Annotated in this window: 18 protein-coding genes; 9 read left to right on the top strand and 9 right to left on the bottom strand. The window is 67.3% G+C overall.

The features are described 5' to 3' along the window. Positions 1–25 precede the first annotated feature (25 nt). From M4D77_RS05645 to M4D77_RS05630, 4 genes are read left to right on the top strand one after another with little or no spacing between them, the layout of a single operon-like run. Positions 26–346: an EthD family reductase gene (locus M4D77_RS05645; protein ID WP_068970407.1), complete on the top strand. Its 321-nt coding sequence runs from the start codon at positions 26–28 to the stop codon at positions 344–346. After that, positions 343–2001 (top strand): amidohydrolase, encoded by a 1659-nt coding sequence (locus M4D77_RS05640; RefSeq protein ID WP_223258855.1) that lies wholly within the window; start codon positions 343–345, stop codon positions 1999–2001. The genes M4D77_RS05645 and M4D77_RS05640 overlap by 4 nt, the downstream gene beginning before the upstream one ends. 26 nt (positions 2002–2027) lie before the next feature. Then, complete coding sequence (locus M4D77_RS05635) at positions 2028–3482, top strand: NAD-dependent succinate-semialdehyde dehydrogenase (protein WP_259935717.1); 1455 nt, start codon at positions 2028–2030, stop codon at positions 3480–3482. Further along, positions 3433–4041, top strand: coding sequence for a 3,4-dihydroxy-2-butanone-4-phosphate synthase (locus M4D77_RS05630; RefSeq protein ID WP_083229323.1), 609 nt, complete (start codon positions 3433–3435; stop codon positions 4039–4041). The genes M4D77_RS05635 and M4D77_RS05630 overlap by 50 nt, the downstream gene beginning before the upstream one ends. A 109-nt stretch (positions 4042–4150) precedes the next feature. On the opposite strand, the gene M4D77_RS05625 is transcribed toward M4D77_RS05630, so the two are convergent. Genes M4D77_RS05625 through M4D77_RS05615 form a run of 3 tightly spaced genes read right to left on the bottom strand, consistent with a single transcriptional unit; the run spans position 4151 to position 8164 of the window. After that, positions 4151–5227 (bottom strand): acyl-CoA dehydrogenase family protein, encoded by a 1077-nt coding sequence (locus M4D77_RS05625; RefSeq protein ID WP_259935715.1) that lies wholly within the window; start codon positions 5225–5227, stop codon positions 4151–4153. Between the two features lie 8 nt (positions 5228–5235). After that, entirely contained in the window at positions 5236–6441 is a 1206-nt protein-coding gene (locus M4D77_RS05620) for an acyl-CoA dehydrogenase family protein (protein ID WP_259935714.1), read from the bottom strand. 46 nt (positions 6442–6487) lie between these two features. Then, entirely contained in the window at positions 6488–8164 is a 1677-nt protein-coding gene (locus M4D77_RS05615) for an AMP-binding protein (RefSeq protein WP_259935713.1), read from the bottom strand. Positions 8165–8279: 115 nt separating this feature from the next. On the opposite strand from M4D77_RS05615, the gene M4D77_RS05610 reads away from it, so the two are divergent. Together M4D77_RS05610 and M4D77_RS05605 are read left to right on the top strand one after the other, a co-directional pair. Beyond that, entirely contained in the window at positions 8280–9599 is a 1320-nt protein-coding gene (locus tag M4D77_RS05610; protein WP_249356272.1) for an MFS transporter, read from the top strand. Positions 9600–9732: 133 nt separating this feature from the next. Further along, the gene (locus M4D77_RS05605) at positions 9733–10686 is read left to right on the top strand and encodes a DUF808 domain-containing protein (protein WP_137810253.1); all 954 of its coding nucleotides are present in this window, start codon (positions 9733–9735) and stop codon (positions 10684–10686) included. Between the two features lie 51 nt (positions 10687–10737). Here the strand turns inward: M4D77_RS05605 and M4D77_RS05600 are convergent, their stop codons facing one another. From M4D77_RS05600 to M4D77_RS05575, 6 genes are all read right to left on the bottom strand, one after another. Next, on the bottom strand, positions 10738–11520 hold the full coding sequence (locus M4D77_RS05600) for a sulfite exporter TauE/SafE family protein (RefSeq protein WP_137810252.1): 783 nt from the start codon (positions 11518–11520) through the stop codon (positions 10738–10740). Positions 11521–11695: 175 nt separating this feature from the next. Continuing rightward, positions 11696–12802: an ABC transporter ATP-binding protein gene (locus M4D77_RS05595; RefSeq protein WP_058252812.1), complete on the bottom strand. Its 1107-nt coding sequence runs from the start codon at positions 12800–12802 to the stop codon at positions 11696–11698. Between the two features lie 55 nt (positions 12803–12857). Further along, positions 12858–13745: a carbohydrate ABC transporter permease gene (locus M4D77_RS05590; protein WP_259935712.1), complete on the bottom strand. Its 888-nt coding sequence runs from the start codon at positions 13743–13745 to the stop codon at positions 12858–12860. After that, positions 13745–14698 carry a carbohydrate ABC transporter permease gene (locus tag M4D77_RS05585; protein ID WP_137810251.1) on the bottom strand — a complete coding sequence of 318 codons (954 nt, stop codon included), beginning with the start codon at positions 14696–14698 and terminating at the stop codon, positions 13745–13747. Before M4D77_RS05585 ends, M4D77_RS05590 begins: the two co-directional genes overlap by 1 nt. Positions 14699–14700: 2 nt before the next feature. Further along, on the bottom strand, positions 14701–16059 hold the full coding sequence (locus M4D77_RS05580) for a sugar ABC transporter substrate-binding protein (protein ID WP_137810250.1): 1359 nt from the start codon (positions 16057–16059) through the stop codon (positions 14701–14703). Then, a complete protein-coding gene (locus M4D77_RS05575) occupies positions 16056–17096 on the bottom strand; it encodes a sugar-binding transcriptional regulator (RefSeq protein ID WP_137810249.1) in 1041 nt (346 codons plus the stop codon). Before M4D77_RS05575 ends, M4D77_RS05580 begins: the two co-directional genes overlap by 4 nt. 150 nt (positions 17097–17246) lie before the next feature. Between M4D77_RS05575 and M4D77_RS05570 the strand changes: the two genes are divergently transcribed. The 3 genes from M4D77_RS05570 to xylB are packed head-to-tail and all read left to right on the top strand — an operon-like array spanning position 17247 to position 21174. Then, positions 17247–18305, top strand: coding sequence for an NAD(P)-dependent alcohol dehydrogenase (locus M4D77_RS05570; protein WP_259935721.1), 1059 nt, complete (start codon positions 17247–17249; stop codon positions 18303–18305). After that, positions 18302–19777: a mannitol dehydrogenase family protein gene (locus M4D77_RS05565; RefSeq protein WP_259935711.1), complete on the top strand. Its 1476-nt coding sequence runs from the start codon at positions 18302–18304 to the stop codon at positions 19775–19777. The genes M4D77_RS05570 and M4D77_RS05565 overlap by 4 nt, the downstream gene beginning before the upstream one ends. After that, a complete protein-coding gene (gene xylB / locus M4D77_RS05560; protein WP_065629463.1) occupies positions 19774–21174 on the top strand; it encodes a xylulokinase in 1401 nt (466 codons plus the stop codon). Before M4D77_RS05565 ends, xylB begins: the two co-directional genes overlap by 4 nt. Positions 21175–21248: the final 74 nt, after the last annotated feature.

Below are 21248 nucleotides of genomic sequence, written 5' to 3'. Positions count from 1 at the left end.
TGTTTCCGACATCTGGGAGTTCTCGATGCATGACGTATTTGTTCTGTACAACCATCCCGACGACCCAACGGCATTCGACGCCCATTACGTCGACACCCACTCGACGCTGGTGCAGCGTCTTCCCGACCTGATCGAATTCGTCTGGGGTAAGCCGTCTTCGGCAGATTCGCCGTACTACGTGGTGGCACGGATGACCTACGCGGACGAAGCTGCCGCACACGCATCCTTCGCGAGTGACGCCGGGACGGAGTCGGTGTCAGACCTGGAGAACTTCGCCGGCGCTGGTGTGACCGTGCTGCACGTCCCACGCGCCGCAGCTGACCGCACACCGGGGCAAACGCAGTGACACCCTCGGCGGCGGCAGACACCATCATCCTGGCGGGCCGCGTCCTGACGATGGTCGGCCAGGACGCGGACCCCCACTCACCGACCGCGATAGTGATCAAGGGCGGCCACATCGTCGATCTCATCGACGTCGTTGCCACGAGCGCCTGGATGGGCGAGCACACCGCCGTCCTGGACTGGCTCGATCGAGTGGTGATGCCCGGCTTCGTCGATCCGCACGCGCACAGTGAGGTGGCGTCGAAGGCGACACATCAGATGGTCGATGTCCGAGCTCCGGGCTGCCCTGACATTCCGTCTGTGCTGCACCGGCTTCGCGACGAGATCGGGGCGGCGCGTGACGGTTGGCTCGTCGGGCAGGCCAATCTCTTCTACGATCAGAAGCTCGCCGAGCGGCGCTTTCCCACTCGGGACGAACTGGATTCGGTGAGTACCGATCTCGCGGTGGCGATCCGTGCAGGCGGCCATCTGAGCATCTTGAACACCAGGGCCCTCGAGCTCGCCGGGATCACCGCCGACTACGAAGCCGTGGAGTACAGCGTCACGGGCAAGCCGTCCGTTGCGCGGGACGCCTCGGGCGCGCCCACGGGAGTCGTGACCGAGATGGACAAGCTCATCGGTTTTCCCGAGCTGAGTCACGGAGAGATCACCGAGGCCCTCGAGTCGGGAATCACCCAGTTGTTCACCAGATACGGCGTCACCACGATCGGTGAGATCTCCGACTCCGTAGACGGTCTCCGCATCTTCGACCAGGCGATCGCCGACCGCCGGATCTCGTCTCGGATGGTCGTCTATCTCTGGAGTCCTGGCACCGTGAGTCTCGAAGAGGCCTGTGCGCACCAGGACTGGATGACCCCGCGGGCGGAGCCGGACCGGTTTCGGGTGCGGGGCGTCAAGGTCTTCGCCGACGGCGGATACTCGGCCAAGCGAGCGGCACTGACGAAACCCTATGTGGATGACTGCCATTCGCACGGGGAGCTCGCACTCAGTGCGTCCGAGATAGCCGATATCGCCATGCAGACGCGCCGCGCCGGCCTGCAGCTCGCGATCCATGCCAACGGAGACCGGGCTCAGTACGCGGTGTGCGAAGCACTGGCGGGGGTCATCGACGACCTCCCACCCGGGCCCACCATCCGCATCGAGCACGCCGGCAACTTCGTCCCCGACTACGACGCACTGTCGGCAGCGTGGTCGGCGGCGGGAATCATGCCGGTACCGCAGCCGGTGTTTCTCTACAATTTCGGGGAATTCATACCTGGTTATGTCGGCGAGTACGCGCAGAACCGGCAGTTCCCGTTCCGCCGGATGCTCGACGACGGATGGAACGTGTCGGGCAGCTCGGATGTGTGGGTCGGCTCTGAAATCGGCCAGACCAACCCATTTCTGTCGATCGCGAGCGCCGTCGGCCGCTGGACGTTCCATCACGAGGTGATGTCCCCGGACCAGGCAGTGACGATCTATGAGGCCCTGCAGATGCACACCATCGGAGGCGCCAGGGTACTCGGCGTCGACGACAACCGCGGCACGATCGAAGTCGGCAAACTGGCCGATGTCATAGCCCTGGAACGCAACCCGCTCACCGCGGCCCACGAGGACCTGCGGGACCTCGTGGTGACCGACGTCATGGTCGGCGGCGCACGGGTGTACCAGCTGCCGTGACCGCACCCTATTCGAGGAGCCACCAGATGATCGATACCCCCGAGCAGCCGATCAAGCGCGTCGCGGAACTCTGGATCGGCGGTCGTCGTCGACCGTCAGCGAGCGGGGCAACGTTTCCCGTCCGGGATCCCGCCGACGGATCGCTGATCGCCGAGGTGGCCGACGCCACCCCGGACGACGGCCGATTCGCGATCGACGCCGCCGATGCCGCCCAGAGCGAATGGTCCGCGACCGCCCCTCGAGATCGTGCCGAGATCCTCCACAGGGCATGGGAACTCATCTCCGAACGTCGCCACGAGATAGCTGCGACGATCACCGCAGAGATGGGAAAACCGCTGAGTGAGTCTCTCGGCGAGGTCGCCTACGGCGGCGAGTTCTTGCGCTGGTTCGCCGAGGAGGCAGTCCGCATCAACGGCCGATTCAGCAGGTCACCATCGGGCAACGGCAACATCTTGGTCACCAAGCAACCCGTCGGCCCCACACTCGCCATCACGCCGTGGAACTTTCCTCTCGCGATGGGCACCCGGAAGATCGCACCCGCACTCGCGGCTGGATGCACCGTCATCGTCAAACCCGCGGAAGAGACCCCGCTGACGATGCTCCTACTCGCCGAGATCATCTCCAGCGCAGGACTTCCTGATGGTGTCCTCTCGGTGTTGCCGACGACTTCACCGGCTGCGGTGACTTCGCCGATCATTGCCGATCCACGGTTGGCCAAGATCACCTTCACCGGGTCCACGACGACCGGGAAGATTCTGTTGCATGCGGCCGCGGACCGAGTGTTGCGCACCTCGATGGAGCTGGGTGGCAACGCGCCGTTCATCGTCTTCGACGATGCCGACCTCGACGCGGCCGTCGACGGGGCCATGGCGGCCAAGATGCGCAATGGCGGTGAGGCGTGCACGGCCGCCAACCGCATCTACGTCGACAACGCGGTACGCGCAGAGTTCCTTGCCGAGTTGACCTCTCGGATGCAGGGTCTCGTACTCGGTCGTGGCACGAGTGAGTCCACCCAGCTTGGGCCACTGATCAGCGAACGGCAGCGAGACGTCGTCGCCGGCCTCGTCGGCGACGCAGTGACAAAGGGGGCGCGGGTGCACACCGGCGGACGGACCGTCGAAGGAGCCGGTTACTTCTTCGAGCCAACCGTGTTGTCCGAGATTCCCTCCGACGCACGACTTCTCACCGAGGAGATCTTCGGACCAGTTGCGGCCGTCATCGGTTTCGACCGCGAGGAGGAGGTCATCGCAGCGGCAAATGCGACGGAGTACGGACTCGCCGCTTACATCTTCACCGACGGCCTGGATCGAGCCCTCCGTGTATCGGGAGCACTCGAAGCCGGGATGGTCGGGGTGAATCGCGGCATCATCTCCGACGTGGCCGCTCCGTTCGGCGGCGTCAAGGAGTCGGGCTTGGGAAGGGAGAGCGGTAGTGAGGGAATCGAGGAATACCTTGAAACGAAATACATCGCTCTGCGATGAGCCCGTGGTCGGAACGCGACCACCAGCCGTGCCGTCGGCCGCCGTGCTCACCGACTCCGACGGAGCGGTCGTGATCCTCCCAGCCGCGATCGCCACGCCGGCCGCTATCCACTTCGTGATCCGGCACTCGTCGGGCCTAGTACACGCGGTCATGCCGTCGACTCTGCTCGACTCTCTGCGGATCCCCGATCAGCCGGTGCTAACGGCGGAGAGCTCGGGTATTTCATTCACCGTGGCGGTCGACGCAGCCTCCGGCATCGGAACGGGCATTTCGGCGAGCGACCGCGCACGCACTCTCCGCGTGCTCGCCGATCCCCGGACGACGTGCGCGGACCTCGTACGGCCCGGGCACGTCCTTCCGATCAGGTGTTCTGGAGATGAGTCCGTCGAAATGCGGCTCTGGGAACGAGCACTCCGGCTCGTCACCGATTCCGGCTACCCCCCGGTGGCGGTGGCCGCTCGGTTGATCGACGACGCCGGGGAACCTCTGGACGCAGCGTCCGCAGCGTCATTCGCGTTGTGGCACGGGCTTCCGGTGGACCCGGTGCTCGGCCCCTGACGGACAGTCGATGACGTTGACCACTTGTGTCTGTCCAGCCTCGAGAAGCACCGTCCGCCACGGCCGGACGCCGACCGGCGTGCGGGGACGTGTTAACGCTACGCAAGGCTCACACCGACGCCGCGCGGACCCGTCCGAGCATGGCGCGCGCGACGGTGTCGACGTGCACGTCATCGTCCTGGAACAACAACTGGTCGGTCTTGGCCCGCCGGAAGTGGTGATGCAGCGGGTGTTCCCACGTGAACCCGATTCCGCCGTGGATTTGGATGGCCTCCTCCGCGGCGTACATGGCGGCCCGCGAGGCCAGCACGCGAGCCGACGCGGCCCGCTCGGCGAGATCCGCGTCGACGAAGCGGTCGACATCCGCGGCGTCGAGGACCGTCGCCTCGGCGAGCTCGGTGGCAACGAGCATGTCGACGAGGCGGTGTTTGAGCGCCTGAAACGATCCGATCGTGCGACCGAACTGCTGACGCGTCTTCGCGTAGTCCACCGTCATCTCGAGGCACCGGCGGGCGATACCCACCTGCTCGGCAGCCAGGGCGATCATCAGCAGCGACCGAACCCGGCGCAGCCGCTCCTCGAGATACGGGCCCGACACCCGGGCCGCCTCGACACCGGTGAACTCAACAGTCGCGAACTCTCGTGTGAGATCCAGGCTTTCACGCTGGTGGCGGCCGACACCGGCAGAGCTGCCGTCGACGACGGCGAGTTCCACACCGGACGCGGTGTGCGCGACGACCACGAGCACGTCGGCCGACGCCGCGTCGAGGACGACGTCCTGCCGTCCGTTCAGGACAAGCGTTCCCTCATCGGTGACCTCCGCACCGATCGACGAGGAGACCACGGCGGGGCCGCAGACGAGTGCGGCGCGCCGCTCCCCGGACGCGATGGCCGGCAGGTGTGCCCGTCGCCCCTCGTCGTCGGCGGCATGGAGCAGGGTGAGGCCGGCCATGATCACCGACGAGAGGTACGGCGAGGAACCGAGACAGCGACCGTGGGCGGTCATCACGACCGACGCGTCCTTCACCCCGTACCCGGCCCCGCCCAGATCCTCCGGAAACGGGATCTCGGTCAGTCCGAGTTCCCGAATCGACGGCCAGACATCCTGCGCCGGAGCGTGTTCCGACCATGCATCGGTGAGGGCGGCCTGCAGATCGCGCTGCTCCACGGTGAGTTCGATGGGCATGTGTACTCCTAGCGGGGTTCGCGCGGCAGTCCGAGGCCGCGTTCGCCGATGATGTTCCGTTGGATCTCGTCCGAGCCGCCCGCGATGCGGTACCCGGGTGCGCCGAGCAGATGCTCCGACCATGCGAACGTGTCGGGCTCGCCGGTGTCGGCGACGATCCGGTCGCCGAGGAACGACGCCGCGGCGTCGCCGGCGCGCTTCAGGTTCTGCGTCCACACGAGTTTGCCGATGGAGCCCTCGACACCCGGCACGGCACCCGCCCGTTCACGTTCGGCGTAGCGCGCCACCATGAGGGCCGCCGCCCGTTCATAGATCGCGGCGTCACCGAGGCGCCGGCGGACCAACGGGTCGTCGGACAGTCCGAGACGGTCGGCCAGGCGGGCGAGGTCGACGCTGTTACCGCCGGCACTGACGATCCCGGCGCTGGAGTTCCGCTCGAAACCGAGTGTGGTGAGCGCGACCTTCCATCCGTCGCCCTCGGCACCGACCCGCAGGGAGTCCGGTAGTTCGACGTCGGAGAGGAAGACCTCGTTGAACGTCGACCCACCGGGCATCTGCCGGATCGGCCGCACCTCCACGCCGGGCGTGTCCATCGGGACCATGAATGCGGTCATGTCCTTGTGTTTCGGCGCCGACCGGTCGGACCGGGCGATGAGCAGACCCCACTCGGAGAACTGCGCGCCGGAACTCCACACCTTCTGGCCGTTGATCCGCCAGGTGTCCCCACTTCGAACGGCTTTCGTCGACAAGCCGGCCAGGTCCGAACCCGCCCCGGGCTCGGAGAACAGTTGGCAGCACAGCTCGTCCGCGCGCAGGAAGGGGCGGACGAACCGCTCCCGCTGCTCGTCGGTCCCGAGTGCGTGCAGGGTCGGCGCCACCAGTTCGACTGTCACCAGGACGTTCTCGTGCCGGTCGGGGGCCTGGTATCCGCGTTCGAGGTTCACGTAGACGCGTTCGTGGCCCGCCGTGAGACCCGGTCCGCCCCAGTCCGGGCCCCAGGTGATCGCGCCGAAGCCCGCGTCCACGCGTCGGGCCTGCCACGCTCGCGCCGCGTCGATCAGCGCACGTTCCTCGTCGTGTGTCCGGTTGTGGAAGATGGCGTAGGTCGGGTCGTGCTCCTGTGCAGCCCGCGCCGGGAGTTCGGCGTCGAGCCAGGCCCGCGCCTGTTCTTCGTAGTCATCGAGCGTGATCGCGCCCGGTGCGGTCGTCGTCATTCTCGTCGTTCCTGTCCTGCTCGGTCGTGCTGTCCTGCTGGATTTCTCACCGTTCGTGCGCCGCCGAGATGGTCACGGCCTGCATCTGCGGCGGTGTGGTCGTGCGGTCGCGGGTCCAGTCGCGGAGGGCGAACTTCTGGATCTTCCCGCTGGCCGTCTTCGGCAGGGAGTCGACGACGAACACGCTCTCCGGGACCTTCTGCATCGCGATTCCTCTCGCGGAGAGGAACTCTCGAACCTCTTCGAGGGTGAGGTCGACGGCGTCCCGGGTGACCACGAACGCGCACCCCCGCTCCCCGGTTCGGGCGTCCGGCCCGGCGACGACCGCGATCTCGGCGACCGCGGGATGCTCACTCAGTTCGTTCTCCACGTCGTGGGTGCTGATCTTCTCGCCGGACCGATTGATGATGTCCTTGATCCGGCCGACGATGTGGATTCCACCGTCGGCATCGAAGTAGGCGAGATCACCGCTGCGGAAGAACCCGTCGGCGGTGAAGGCCTCGTCGTTGAGCGATGCGTCGAGGTACCCGAGGAAGGTGTCGGGCCCGCGCCACAGCACCTCACCGACGACGCCGGTCGCAGCGATACCCCCGGCGCCGTCGGACACGATGACCTCGGTCGGGGCGAGCACGCGGCCATCGGTCCCGGTACGCAGGCGGGGTTCGTCGGAGCGATTGGCGGACGTCACCGACGGCCCCTCGGTGGCGCCGTACATCCGCGTCACGGTGCCCAGCACCTCGGTGGATCTGGTCACCAGCGAGTCCGGGATGTCGGCACCCCCGCAGATGATGTAGCGCACCGACGGTGTGCGTACGCCACGCGCGACGGCCGCGTCCACGAGGCCACGTAGGAACGGGGTCGCGAAGATCATGAAGCTGGCGCGCTCCTCGAGCACCCTCGTCAGTGCGACCTCCGGGTCCCACGCGCCCTGGAGCACCACCGGCGCACCGAGGAGGAAGGGCAGGGTGAGGGCGCAGTTCACGCCCGTCACATGCGTCACCGGCGACGGGTTGAACACGACGTCGCGCTCGTTGAGTCCGAACGTGTCGATCATCGACATGTTCTCGAACACGAGGGTGTTGTGACTGTGCAACGCGCCCTTCGGATCCGCGGTGGTCCCCGATGTGTACAGCAGCAGGCATACGTCGTCGGGATCGGCGGGCGGCAGCGCGCGCACCGCCTCGATCATCTCCGGCGTCGCGGACGCGATCAGATCGGCGAGTCCGACGGTCTGGTCGTCGGCTGCTGGACCGCCGGTCGTGACGACCAGGTCCAGTTCCGGAAGTCGTTGTCGGAGAGTTGCATACATCTCGACGTGATCGAATCCTCGGTGTGTTCCGGGAACGAAGGCGACCTTGGTGCCTGCCTGGCCGAGAATGAACCCGACCTCGCGTTCCCGGTAGATCGGCACGATCGGGTTGCCGACACCACGGACCCGATGGATCGCATGGAAGACGACGACCGCCTCGGCCGAGTTGGGGAGCTGGAACGACACCACGTCGCCCGGCTGCACACCGCGGTCGTGGAGCGCCGCGGCCAAGCGCAGGGATTGCTGTTCCACATCGGCGAAGGTCAGCCGCCGGTCGCCGTCGATGACCGCGACCGTGTCGGGATACCGCGCGGCGGCCCGCTCGAGGAAGTGGTCGACCGTCTGGTCGCGCCAATGCCCCGCCGCCCGGTAGCGCACGGCGAGATCAGGACGTGGAGAGTGCTTGGGACGCATGGTGATTCCTCCGGATGCTCTTGCCGATTGCTCGTGACGCGTTCTACAGTAACCCACGTCTCACTAAATATGTACATATTAGTGCCCCCAGAGTCCATTCCCAGAAAGAGACCTCATGGCATCCCAGGATCGACGGAGCCGGCGAGCGGTCGTCGCGGCCGGCATCGGAACGGTGGTCGAGTACTACGACCTGACGGTGTACGCGTACCTCGCGGTCGTGGTCAGCCCGCTGTTCTTCCCCAGCGATGACCCGACCGCCTCGCTGTTGTCCAGCCTCGCCGTCTTCGCGTCGGCATATCTGATGCGGCCGATCGGCGGCATCTTCTTCGGACGTCTCGGCGACCGCTTCGGCCGCAAACGAGCGCTCCTGGTGTCGGTGATCCTGATGGGTGTGGGCACCACGCTCATGGCCCTGCTGCCCACTTACGCCGCGGTCGGGGTCCTCGCGCCGATCCTGCTGGTCATCGCCCGGTTGCTCCAGGGCTTCTCGGCGGGCGGTGAGCTCGGCGGCGCGCTGACCTACGTCTACGAGATCGTCGGACCGAAGCGTCGCGGTCTCGGCGGATCGATCGTTGCACTGGGCTCGAACAGTGGCTTCGCCCTGGCTGCGATCGTCGTCGCGACCACCTCGGCACTGACCTCCGAGGCCCAGATGGACAGTTGGGGCTGGCGCATCCCGTTCGTCGCCGGCCTGCCGCTGCTGGTGCTTTGCCTGTGGCTGCGAACCCGCATCGAGGACTCGCCCGAGTTCACCAAGACCGCCGAGCGGCGCGAACTGCCGAAGGCGCCGCTCCGAGAGCTGTTGCGCAGCCAACCCGCCCAGGTCCTGCAGGTCCTCGGGTTGGGTATCGCTCAGAACGCGACCGGGTACATGGTGCTCACCTACATCGGCATCCACCTCGTCCGCGAGGGTGGATGCAGTCAGACCGCGGTCACCTGGACCGCCGCCGGCGTGATCGTCTTCATCGCATCGTGTATGCCATTGGCGGGAATCCTGGTGGACCGCTTCGGAAGTCGCCCCGTCCTCATCGCCGGACTGCTCACCGCCGCCACCCTCGCCTACCCCGCGATGGCTCTGATGACCGGTCACGGCCTGGCGGTGGCCGCCATCGCCTTCGCGGTGTTCGCATTGTGCACCCCGCTGATCCAGGTCGCCACCGCGCCGCTGTTCCCGTCGCTGTTCGACACGAAGGTTCGTCTGACCGGCGTCGCGCTCGGCTTCAACCTCTCGACGGTCTTGGCCGGCGGGACCGCCGCCTACATCGCCACGTGGCTCATCGACCGCACCGGCAACTCGCTCTCCCCCGCCTACTTCCTCATCGGTTCGAGCGCGATCGGTCTGCTCACGCTGATGACGATCCGGCGGAAGCGCGGCGGACTCGGCGACGCCGGCGGCGCTGCCGACGACACCCCGGCCGTTCCCGCGCGTACCTGACCCGACCCGGCGTCATCCGGCGCCCGACAACCGAATCCGACGAAACGGACGCGGACTGCCTCTGCACGGTGTGGTCCGCGTCCGTTTCGGCATACTGTTCGAGAACTCAGTTCCTCGAACCCCGGAGGTTCACGTGGCCAGTGGTCTCGTCGCCCTGCTCGATGACATCGTGACCCTCACCCGGGCGGCCGCCGCATCTCTCGACGACATCGGCGCGGCGGCCGGCAAGGCCAGCGTCAAGGCGGCGGGAGTCGTGGTCGACGACACCGCGGTCACACCTCGCTATGTCCACGGGTTCACGCCCGACCGCGAGTTGCCGATCGTGCGCAAGATCGCCCTGGGCTCGATCCGCAACAAGTTGCTGATCATCCTGCCGGTGGCGATGATCCTCAGCCAGTTCCTTCCGCAGGCGCTTCCCTACCTGCTGATCGCCGGCGGCCTGTTCCTCTGCTTCGAGGGCGCCGAGAAGGTCTGGGAGGCGGTCGGCGGCGGCCACCACGCCGAGGAGCAGACCGCCGGCCAAGCCGGTCCGGAGTTCGAGAAGACGATGGTCAGCGGCGCGATCCGCACCGACCTGATCCTGTCCGCCGAGATCATGGTCATCTCGTTGTCCTCCGTCGAGTCCGAACCGTTCTGGACCCGTCTCGCGGTCCTCGTGGTCGTCGCCTTCCTGATCACCGCGCTCGTCTACGGCGTCGTCGCCGTCATCGTGAAGATGGACGACGTCGGGCTGGCACTGGCGCAGCGCGAGTCGCCGACGGTCCAGAAGATCGGCCGCGGTCTGGTCCGCGCCATGCCCAAGATCATGTCGACGCTGACGGTCGTCGGTATCGCGGCCATGCTCTGGGTGGGCGGCCACATCCTGATCGTCAACGTCGGCGAGGCCGGCTTCCATTGGCCCGCCGATCGGCTCCACGACGTCGAGCACTGGTTCGAAGAGCTTGTCCACGGCGGCTTCGGCGCCGTGCTGCCCTGGACGGCGGGCACCGTGCTCTCCGCCGTCGTCGGCCTCGTGGTCGGTGCCATCATCGTGGCGATCCTGCACGTCATCCCGCGGCGCAAGAAGGACACCGCCGCCGCGCACTGACCCGAGGCCCGTCGACTGGGCGTCGATTCACGTCGACCGTGCACCCCGGGATCACGCAAGCAGTCGCCAGAGGCCGATGAGCCCGACGACGACGATCACCCCGCGAAGCGCGCGGGGGGAGAGGCGCCGCCCGTACCTGGCGCCGAGGAAACCGCCGATGAGCGAGCCGACGGCGATGGCCGCCGCGGCCCACCAATCGATCCGGTCGACCGCGACCAGCGTGTACGTGACGGCGGCGACGACGTTGACCACCAGGGACAGCAGGTTCTTGGCCGCGTTCAGCCGTTGCAGGTGGTCCGGTACGACCACCCCCAGGATGCCCATCAAGAGGATGCCCTGCGCGGCGGTGAAGTAGCCGCCGTAGACACCGACGGCGAATGTCCCGATGGTCATCGCCACGACCCGCAGGGGACCGAGATGCGATGGCGTGAGGTCTCCGCCGAGGGACGTGCGAGTGCCCACCCATCTCTGGATGTAGGGCTGCGCGACGACGAGGATCAGCGCGGCGACGAGCAGAATCGGGACCACGGTCTCGAACACCGTCTCCGGCAGATGGAGCAGAAGCCAGCAGCCGGCGATCGCGCCGGTGAACGACGCCGGAATCTGCCACCGGAGGCGCGGCCACTGGCCCTCGAGTTCACGCCGGTATCCCCACGTTCCGGACACCCCGCCGGCGACGAGGCCGATCGCGTTGGACATCGTCGCGGTGACCGGCGGGACGCCGAACGCGACCAGCGTCGGGAACGTGATGAGGGTTCCGCTGCCCACGAGGGCGTTGATCGCGCCCGCCCCGACGCCGGCGACGAGTACGACGACTAGTTCCCAGATGGTCACAGTCTCCGAGGGTGCCCTCCGAGATCTACAGCGGCTGCACCGGGGTGGTTTCGACAGGGCTCAACCAGCGGAGAAGACGGCTCAACCAGCGGAGAACGGAGCTCAACCAGCGGAGAACAGGGCTCGACCAGCGGAGAATCTCGCGTCGCGAGACGACGCCCAGTCGACGGGTCGATCAGTTGATGCGGTCTCCGGTGGACGGGTCGAAGAGGTGCACCGCACTGTCGGACTGGCGCAGGCGGATACCCTCACCGCGCTTGGCCGGGGCCCGGTCGGCAGACCGCGCGACCATCACCATCGGATCGCCGTCGAGATTGCGGACCGAGTCGTCGGCGAGGTTGGCGTAGATGTAGGTCTCGCTGCCGAGTTCCTCCAGGAGGGCGACGTCAGCGTTGAGTCCGGTGCCACCGTCGGACAACGCGAGGTGCTCCGGACGGATGCCCACGACCACGGACTCCAGACCGGAACGACGCAGCGCGGCCTGCGCTTCGGCGTCGATGTCCACGGCGGCACCTGACACGGTGATCACACCGTCGACGACCGGCGCCACGAAGAGGTTCATCCCCGGCGAGCCGATGAACCCGGCGACGAATGCGTTGACCGGACGGTCGTACAGTTCCGTCGGCGTGGAGAACTGCTGCAGCACACCGTTCTTGAGGACAGCGACACGATCCCCCATCGTCATCGCCTCGACCTGGTCGTGGGTGACATAGACGGTCGTGGTGCCCAGACGCCGCTGCAGGGCCGCGATCTGGGTACGGGTCTGAACGCGGAGTTTGGCGTCGAGATTCGACAGCGGCTCGTCCATGCAGAAGACCTGCGGTTCGCGAACGATGGCCCTCCCCATGGCGACACGCTGCCGCTGGCCACCCGACAGCTTCGCCGGCTTGCGGTCGAGGAAGTCGGTCAGGTCGAGCAACCGCGCGGCCTCGGCGACCTTGCGCTTGCGCTCGTCGGCGGGCACGCCGCGCATCTTCAACGCGAAACCCATGTTCTCCCCGACGGTCTTGTTGGGGTACAGCGCGTAGTTCTGGAAGACCATCGCGATGTCGCGGTCCTTGGGCGCGACGCCGACCATGTTGTCGCCACCGATCCGGATCTGACCCGAGTCGATCTCTTCGAGCCCGGCGAGCATGCGCAGGGCGGTGGACTTGCCCGAGCCCGACGGTCCGACGAGGACCACGAACTCACCGTCGTCGATGTCCAGGTTCAGTGAGTCGACGGCGAGTTTGTCCGCGCCGGGGTAGACGCAGCAGGCCTTGTCGTAGGTGATGGAAGCCATGATGTTCTCCGGTTTCTACAAAAGTGTTGTGCGAGTGCGTGTCAGACGGAATGGATCACTTGATCGCGCCGAACGAGAGTCCACGGACGAGCTTGTTCTGGGCGATCCAGCCGCAGATGACGACCGGCAGCGCGGCGAGCACGGATGCGGCGGACAGCTGCGCCCAGTACAGGCCCTGGCCGGACATGAAACCGGTCAGGAACACCGGCATCGTCTGCGCGTTGACCGCGGTCATGTTGACGGCGAAGAAGAACTCGTTCCACGAGAAGATCACGCAGATCAGAGCTGTCGCTGCGATTCCCGGCGAGATGAGCGGGAGGATCACTTCACGCACCGAGGTCCACAGACTGGCGCCGTCGATGCTGGCGGCCTCGAGGAGTTCACCGGGGACCTCGAGGAAGAACGACCGCATCATCCACACCGCGATCGGTAGGTTCATCGCGGTGTAGAGGATGACCAGCGTCCAGATGTTGTCGAGCATCCCGATCTCACCGACGATCACGTACAGCGGGATGATTGCGGCGACGATCGGCAGCATCTTGGTGCTGATGAAGAAGAACAGCGCATCCTTGGTCTTGCGTACCGGGCGCAGCGACAGCGCGAACGCAGCCGGCACGCCGAGCAACAGCACCAGGATCGTCGACACGATCGTCGCGAACAAGGAATTCAACAGGGGTGTGGCGATTCCCGCGTCGAAGACGTCGCGGAACTGCTGCAGCGTGGGCTCGAAGAAGAAGGTCGGCGGGTTCGTCGCGGCGTCGCTCTCCTGCTTGAACGCCGTCAGCACCATCCAGAGCACCGGGAAGAAGAACCCGATGGCCAGGATCCAGGTGACGGCGGTGAGGGCTGCCTGGCGCGGTTGTCGCCGACGGCGGATCTCGGTGCCGGACTTGTCTTCTGTATTGCCGGCCGACGCATGGTCGGAGCGAATGTCGGTGGTCATCAGGCCGGCTCCTCTGTTCCGGAGAATGATTTGAAGATCAGTCGCAGGGCGAGCGTGGCGACGACGATCGTGCCGATCACCGTCACGACACCCATCGCGGCGGCCTGGCCGATGTCGAAGCCGAGGAACGCGCGCTGGTAGATGTAGTACGACAGATTCGAACTGGAGACGCCCGGACCACCGGAGGTCATCATGTACACCGCGTCGAAGGTGTTCACCAGATAGATGGCCCCGAGCACCGCACCGAGTTCGATGAACCGGCGCAGATGCGGGAGGGTGAGTTCCCGGAAGAGCCGGAAGCTCGTGGCGCCGTCGACGCGTGCCGCTTCCTGGATGTCACGGGGCATCGATTGCAGGCCCGCGAGGATCAGCAGCATCATGAACGGCGTCCACTGCCAGACCAATTCGGCCATCACGCTCATCAGCGGGAACTCCGACAGCCAGTCGGTCTCGACACCGAACGGACTCAGCGCCCAGTTGACGAGTCCGTTGGTCGGCGAGAGCAAGCTCGTCTTCCACAGCAGCGCGGCCGCCACCGGGGTCACCAGGAACGGCGTGATGAGCAGTGTCCGAACCACGCCCCGGCCCAGGAACTTCCGGTCGAGCAGAAGGGCGAACATCAGACCGAGGAGCACCGAGATGAGCACCGTGCCCACGATCAGCAGGATCGTGTTGACCGTCACCCGCCAGAACTGACTGTCGCCGAAGACCGCGACATAGTTGTCGAGGCCGACGAACGCACGGGAATCCGGACGCACCAGGTTCCATGACTGGGTGGAGTAGTACAGCGTGAACACGAACGGGATCTGCGTGACCACGATCAAGAAGATCAGGGCCGGCAGGAGCGGGCCGCGACGCCGCCAGCCCTCGGCGCGCGTGACGTGATCACGCGAGGACGTCAGCGGTGCCTTCGGGGTCGTGTCGGGTGGTGGAGTGGAGACTGCGGTGGCCATGATCACTGCTCCCTCTGGTAGGACTTGCCGACGACCTGGGCGTACTCTTGTGCCTGGGCGAGCGCGTCGTCGACACTGATCTGACCGGCGATGGCTGCCGAGATCTGTTGACTCACCCGGGTTCCGAGGTCCTGGAACTCCGGGATCGCGAGGAACTGGACGCCGGTGTAGGGCACCGGCTCGAGGGTCGGCTTCAACTGGTTCGCTGCGCGCATCGCGCTCAGTGTCTGCTCGGCGAACGGAGCGGCGAGTTCCTTGTACGCCGGCAGTTCATACGTGGACAGTCGGCTGCCCGGTGGAACGTGACTGGGCCCCAGCGTCTCCGAGACGTACTCGATGTAGCTCTTGCTGGTCATCCACCGGATGAACTTCCACGCCTCGTCCTGGTGCTCGCTGCTGGTGGGGATGCCCAGCGACCAGGTGTAGAGCCAGCCGTTGTCTCCCTTGGCCATACTGGGCGCCGGCAGGTAGCCGACGTCCCCGGCGATCGACGAGGTGTCCGGGCTCTCGAGCACCGACACCGCCGAGGTCGCGTCGTACCACATCGCGACCTGGCCCTGCGACAACAGGTTTCCGCACTCCTGGAAGCCCGACGACGCGGCGCCGGCCTCGCCGTGGTTCCGGACGGTGTCGACGTAGAACTTCACCGCCGCGGCGACCTCCGGACTGTTGAGCTGCGCGTTCCAGTCCTCGTCGTACCAGCGGCCGCCGAAGGCGTTGATCACCGTGTTGAGCGGGGCGAGCACCTCACCCCAGCCGGGCTTGCCGCGCAGGCAGATGCCCGCGGTGCGCTCGTTGTCGAGCTTGGCTGCCGCCTCCGCGACCTGGGGCCACGTCGGCTGGGCCGGCAACGACACCCCCGCCTCGGCGAAGAGCTTCTTGTTGTACATCAGGAACGACGACTCGCCGTAGAAGGGCGCCGAGTACATCGAACCGTCGTGAGAGAGAGCCGTTTTCAGCGTCGGGATGAAGTCGTCGACGTCGTACTCGGGATCGGCATCCATGTACGGGGTCAGATTCACGAGCCAGCCGTACTCGCCCCACATCGGGGTCTCGTAGTTGCTGATCATCACGACGTCGAACTCACCGCCGCCGGTGGCCACCGATGCGGTGATCTTGGCCCGCGCCTCGTTCTCGGAGAGGGTCACGAATCGCACCGTGACGCCGGGATTCTGTTCCTCGAACTGCCTGGACAGCTTCACCGCGTCCTGCATCTGCGAGTTGGAGACCATCGCGACGGTGATCTCGCGACCACCGCCGCCGGTGAGTGAACCGGCGCCGGAGCAGCCGGTCAGCACCAGCGTCACGGTCGCGATGATCGCACCCAGCGCCCATCGCACTCGGTGTCGGGAGAACATCATTGTCCGCCTTTCTCTTGCACCACAAGCCATTCGGCGGTGGCGAGGTCGGTGACGAGAATGGTGGCGTAGCCACCGCGCAGTGCACCGAGGATGGATTCGCGACGGTGTGTGCCACCGGACACGAGGATCGATGTCGGGCAGGCCCGTACCGCGTCGAGGGACACCGAGACGGTCCGATCGACGAGACTGGAGGGCACCGCGACGCCGTGCGCGTCATAGAAGCGTCCGCCGATCTCTCCGACCGCGCCGAGTTCCAGGAGCTCGTCGAGGACGACGGCATCGATGAACGATCCCTCGAACAATGTGGTCGACGTCGACACCGACCCGACGCCGAAGAGCATCACCTGCGCACCACGTGCCGCCGCGAGCGCTTGCGACAGAATCGAATCACGGTTCACGGCGGTGACCGTCTCCGGGTCGACATACAGCGGTGCGACCAGCCGCAGCGGACGGGCATGAAGACGTTCGGAGAACCGGGACAGTGCATGGTCGACGCCGGTGTGGTACTCCACCGAGGTCATCGAGCCGTCCATCTGCACGACCCGCTGACATGACGCCGATGCGGCCATGGCGTCGGCGACAGCCACCTGCTCCGGCCCCCAGGTGAATCCGAAGGTGTCGGTCGCCTGGATGCGGCGGGTGAGCACCGAGGCCCCGGCGCGGCCGAGCGCGGCGTTGCCGGTGGTGGTGCCGTCGGCCACCTCGTCGATGATGAGCACCTCGTCGAGACCGAGGGTCTCCTCCACCGCGCGTTCGAGATCGGTGTGGATCGAGGCCGAGAGGTGCGCCGGCGCAGCCACGGACACGCGGACGAGGCCCTGCGCCCGGGCCCGCGCCACCAGCCGACCGGCGGTCGGCCGCGAGACGCCCAGGCGTGATGCGATCTCGGCCTGGGTGAGCCCCTCGAGGTGGTACATGGTCGCGGCGCGGACGAGAAGACGCAGGTCCTGGCCGGAGTCGGGGGTTCCGCGCGAGGCCGCGCGGACTGTCGAGACGGACGGCTCGCCGTCGTCGCTCGTCGACTTCCGAGGTGCCATGGTCGCGTGCCCCGTCCCTGTCGTCGCCGTCGCTCGTTGAGCCAACGACGGTGAGCATCTGCTCACTGGCGGTCAATGTGCTCAATAAGCTAGCATCCGGGTGTGACCCACGCAACAGCCGATCGCCCCATAGCGGACGTTCCCGACGCGATGCGCGCCGCCGTCCTGCATCCCGATCTCTCGGTGACCACCGAAAGTCGCAGGTCGCCGGACCCGGAGCCCGGTGACGTCACGGTGGCCGTGCGCGCGGTTGGGGTCTGCGGGTCCGACACCCACTACTTTCGTCACGGACGGATCGGCGAGTTCGTGGTCCGCGAACCGCTCGTCCTCGGTCACGAGGCGGCCGGGGTCGTCGTCGCCGTCGGGGAAGGGGTTGACCCGGGCCGGGTCGGCGAGCGGGTGTCCATCGAACCGCAGCGTCCCGACCCGACCACAGCGGAGAGCAGACGCGGTGACTACCACCTGTGCCCACACATGCGGTTCTACGCGACGCCTCCGGTGGACGGCGCCTTCGCCGAATTCGTGACCATCGGAGCCGATTTCGCGCATCCCGTACCACCCGAGGTCTCCGACGAGGCCGCCGCCTTGTTCGAGCCGCTCTCCGTGGGCATCGCCGCGATGCGCAAAGCCGAGGCGTCGGTGGGCGGCTCGGTCCTGATCGCCGGCGCGGGTCCGATCGGCCTGATGGTGGCGCAGGTCGCCCGGGCGTCCGGTCTCGCGCGCATCGTCGTCAGTGAGCCCGATGCGCAGCGACGTTCTCGCGCACTCGAATTCGGTGCCACCACGGTGATCGAACCCGGAACCGGGACCGAACCCGTCGACGCCTTCGTCGATGCCAGCGGTGTCGCGGGTGCGGTCCGGGATGGACTGGCCCGGGTGCGTCCCGGCGGGCGCGTCGTCCTCGTCGGGATGGGCGCCGACTCGATGGAACTGCCGGTGTCGCTCATCCAGAACCGCGAACTGGTGCTGACCGGGGTGTTCCGCTATGCCAACACCTGGCCGACGGCCCTCGCGCTGGTCCGGACCGGCGCCGTCGACCTCGACGCCATGGTCACCGCCAGGTTCGGACTCGACCAACTCGCCGACGCGCTCGACTCCGATCGCGCGCCCGGCACCATCAAAGCCGTGGTCTACCCGTCTGTTTCGAGATACCAGCCCGGGCCCGGCGCCGACACCGCCCCGAACGAGACGGAAGGAACTCGTCGATGAGCACACCCCTGAACAACGAGACGATGTCGGGCCTCGCCGGCGTGGCGGTCCCCACTTACGACCGTTCGGGCGCCACCCCCGGGATCGTGCACTTCGGTGTGGGTGCGTTCCACCGTGCACACCAGGCGATGTACCTCGACCGTCTCCTCGCCACCGATGCGTCGGCGCGCGAGTGGGGCATCTGCGGGGTCGGCGTCCGCACGGCCGACGCCGCGATGCGCGACGCCCTGGGGCCGCAGGACGGACTGTTCACGCTCACCCTCAAACACCCCGACGGCGCCGTCGAGACCTCGGTGATCGGATCGATCGTCGAATACCTCTACGCTCCTGATGATCCCGAGAAGGTCATCGAGCGGCTCAGCGACCCGGCGACACGCATCGTCTCGCTGACGGTGACCGAGGGCGGCTACAACTTCTCACCGTCGACCGGTGAGTTCGACGCCACGAACCCGGACATCGTCGCCGACCTCGAGGCCAGTGCGCCGCCACGCACCGTCTTCGGGCTGGTGACCGAGGCACTCGCGCGGCGCCGGGACCGCGGTGTCCCGTCGTTCACGGTCATGTCGTGCGACAACATCCAGGGCAACGGGCACATGGCACGATCGACCTTCCTCGCCTATGCGCAGCTGCGCGATCCGGAACTGGCCGCGTGGATCGAATCCAACACCCGGTTCCCGAACTCGATGGTGGACCGCATCACCCCGGCCACACCGCCCGAGTTGGCCGCCGAGGTCGCCGATCGCACCGGTGTCGACGACAACTGGCCGGTGGTCGCCGAGCCCTTCACGCAGTGGGTGCTCGAGGACGAGTTCTCGATGGGACGCCCCGCACTGGAGCAGGTGGGAGTCCAGGTCGTCGACGACGTCACCCCGTACGAGCTGATGAAGTTGCGACTGCTCAACGCCGGTCACCAGGCGCTGTGCTACTTCGGATATCTGCTCGGGTACCGCTACGTCCACGACGCGTCGTCCGACCCGGACATCCGGAACCTGCTGCACCGCTACATGACCGAAGAAGGCGCAACCACCCTCCGTCCGCTTCCCGGCGTCGACGTCGAGGAGTACATCGACACCCTCCTCGAACGTTTCGCCAACCCGGCGATCGGTGACACCATCGCGCGACTGTGCCAGGACTCCTCCGACCGCATCCCGAAGTGGCTGGTCCCGGTGATCCGCGAGCGCCTCGAACAGGGCCGGCGAAGCGACCTCGCCGCTGCGGTCGTGGCGAGCTGGACCCGCTACGCCGAGGGCACCGACGAGGCGGGGGAACCGATCGACGTCGTCGACCCCCTTGCGGCCGAACTCGTTCCGCGAGCGCAACGGTCCCGCACCGACCCGCTGGCCTTCGTCGCCGACCCCGAGCTGTTCGGTACCCTCGCCCAGGATCCGCTGTTCACCACTCCGTATCTGTCGGCGCTTGAGTCGTTGCGCAGCAAGGGAACCCGCGCGACACTGATCGACCTGCTCGCATGACGACGCTGGTCGCCGGGATCGATTCGTCGACCCAGTCATGCAAGGTGGTCGTCTGTGACGCCGACACCGGGCAGGTGGTGCGCACCGGGCACGCTGCGCACCCCGCCGGTACCGAGGTACACCCGGATCACTGGTGGGACGCACTGTGCACTGCGGTCGCCGCCGCGGGCGGCTTCGACGACGTCTCCGCGGTGTCCGTGGCGGGCCAGCAGCACGGCATGGTCTGTCTGGACGGGAACGGCCGGGTGGTCCGGGAAGCATTGCTGTGGAACGACACCCGATCCGCACCGAGCGCTGCTGCTCTCGTCGACGAGTTCGGCGGATCCGAGCAGTGGGCACGCTCTGTCGGGGTGGTGCCGGTGGCTTCCATCACCGCGACCAAACTCCGCTGGCTGGCCGACCACGAACCGGCGCACGCCGACGCCACGGCTGCGATCTGCCTTCCGCACGATTGGCTGACCTGGCGACTGCGCGACAGTCACGACCTCGCCGAGCTGACGACCGACCGCAGCGACGCCTCCGGCACCGGCTATTTCAGCGCGGCGACCGGCGAGTACCGAACCGATCTGCTCGAAGCCGCGTTCCGCGGCCGTCGACCACTTCTGCCCCGGGTCCTCGGCCCCGCGGAACGGGCCGGCGGCACGCCGACCGGCGTCGTCGTGGGCGCCGGCGCGGGCGACAACGCCGCAGCCGCACTGGGACTGCACGCCGGCCCCGGGGATGCCGTTGTCTCCCTGGGCACGTCGGGCGTGGTCAGCGCCGTCGGCGACGTGGCGCCGAATGATCCGTCGGGTCTGGTGGCCGGGTTCGCGGACGCGACCGGGCGTCACCTGCCTCTGGTCTGCACCCTGAACGGCGCCCCGGTGCTGGCGTCGACCGCGTCGATGCTCGGCGTGGACCTGGCCGAGTTCGCCCGGTTGGCCATGTCGGCTGAGCCCGGCGCGGGTGGCGTCACGATGGTGCCCTACTTCGCCGGCGAGCGCTCGCCGAACCTCCCCGACGCGACCGGCACGCTGACGGGGCTGACCGCGGCCAACTTCACCCCGGCCGCGATCGCCCGCGCGGCCGTCGAGGGCCTGGTCTCGTCGCTGGTGTTCTGCCGCGAACGGATCGAGCAGCAGGGCATCGACGTCGAGCGTGTGCTGCTCACCGGGGGTGGCGCGAAGTCGGCTGCGGTGCGCCACATCGCACCGGCTCTGTTCGGCGGCGAGGTCGTCGTCCCCGCCGACGGCGAACACGTGGCGCTCGGTGCGGCGCGACAGGCCGCGTGGGCCCTGACCGGTGAACTGCCCGCGTGGGAGACATCGACCCAGACGCTCACCGGGACGCCCACGCCCGAGGTGTACGCGCACTACCGGGAGGCCTCGCTCATGGTGGAACGCGCGGCGGGGCGGTAGGACTGCGGCGGCCCGGATACGCCGAACGTCGGGCGGCCGTGCGCACTTGCCGGGACAATGGCCCGGGGTCGGTA

This window comes from Gordonia sp. p3-SID1431, assembly GCF_025143765.1.
In the GTDB taxonomy this organism is placed as follows: Bacteria; Actinomycetota; Actinomycetes; order Mycobacteriales; family Mycobacteriaceae; genus Gordonia; species Gordonia hongkongensis.
This window is presented reverse-complemented; position numbering and strand designations above follow the sequence as displayed.

Excerpts from the sequence above, each read along its gene's own strand:
- M4D77_RS05585 (WP_137810251.1), bottom strand. The coding sequence starts at position 14,698 with ATGGCCACCGCAGTCTCCACTCCACCACCCGACACGACCCCGAAGGCA.
- M4D77_RS05575 (WP_137810249.1), bottom strand. The coding sequence starts at position 17,096 with ATGGCACCTCGGAAGTCGACGAGCGACGACGGCGAGCCGTCCGTCTCG.
- M4D77_RS05615 (WP_259935713.1), bottom strand. The coding sequence starts at position 8,164 with ATGCGTCCCAAGCACTCTCCACGTCCTGATCTCGCCGTGCGCTACCGG.
- M4D77_RS05645 (WP_068970407.1), top strand. The coding sequence starts at position 26 with ATGCATGACGTATTTGTTCTGTACAACCATCCCGACGACCCAACGGCA.
- M4D77_RS05620 (WP_259935714.1), bottom strand. The coding sequence starts at position 6,441 with ATGACGACGACCGCACCGGGCGCGATCACGCTCGATGACTACGAAGAA.
- M4D77_RS05580 (WP_137810250.1), bottom strand. The coding sequence starts at position 16,059 with ATGATGTTCTCCCGACACCGAGTGCGATGGGCGCTGGGTGCGATCATC.
- M4D77_RS05625 (WP_259935715.1), bottom strand. The coding sequence starts at position 5,227 with ATGCCCATCGAACTCACCGTGGAGCAGCGCGATCTGCAGGCCGCCCTC.
- M4D77_RS05590 (WP_259935712.1), bottom strand. The coding sequence starts at position 13,745 with ATGACCACCGACATTCGCTCCGACCATGCGTCGGCCGGCAATACAGAA.
- M4D77_RS05595 (WP_058252812.1), bottom strand. The coding sequence starts at position 12,802 with ATGGCTTCCATCACCTACGACAAGGCCTGCTGCGTCTACCCCGGCGCG.
- M4D77_RS05565 (WP_259935711.1), top strand. The coding sequence starts at position 18,302 with ATGAGCACACCCCTGAACAACGAGACGATGTCGGGCCTCGCCGGCGTG.
- M4D77_RS05610 (WP_249356272.1), top strand. The coding sequence starts at position 8,280 with ATGGCATCCCAGGATCGACGGAGCCGGCGAGCGGTCGTCGCGGCCGGC.
- M4D77_RS05570 (WP_259935721.1), top strand. The coding sequence starts at position 17,247 with ATGCGCGCCGCCGTCCTGCATCCCGATCTCTCGGTGACCACCGAAAGT.
- M4D77_RS05635 (WP_259935717.1), top strand. The coding sequence starts at position 2,028 with ATGATCGATACCCCCGAGCAGCCGATCAAGCGCGTCGCGGAACTCTGG.
- xylB (WP_065629463.1), top strand. The coding sequence starts at position 19,774 with ATGACGACGCTGGTCGCCGGGATCGATTCGTCGACCCAGTCATGCAAG.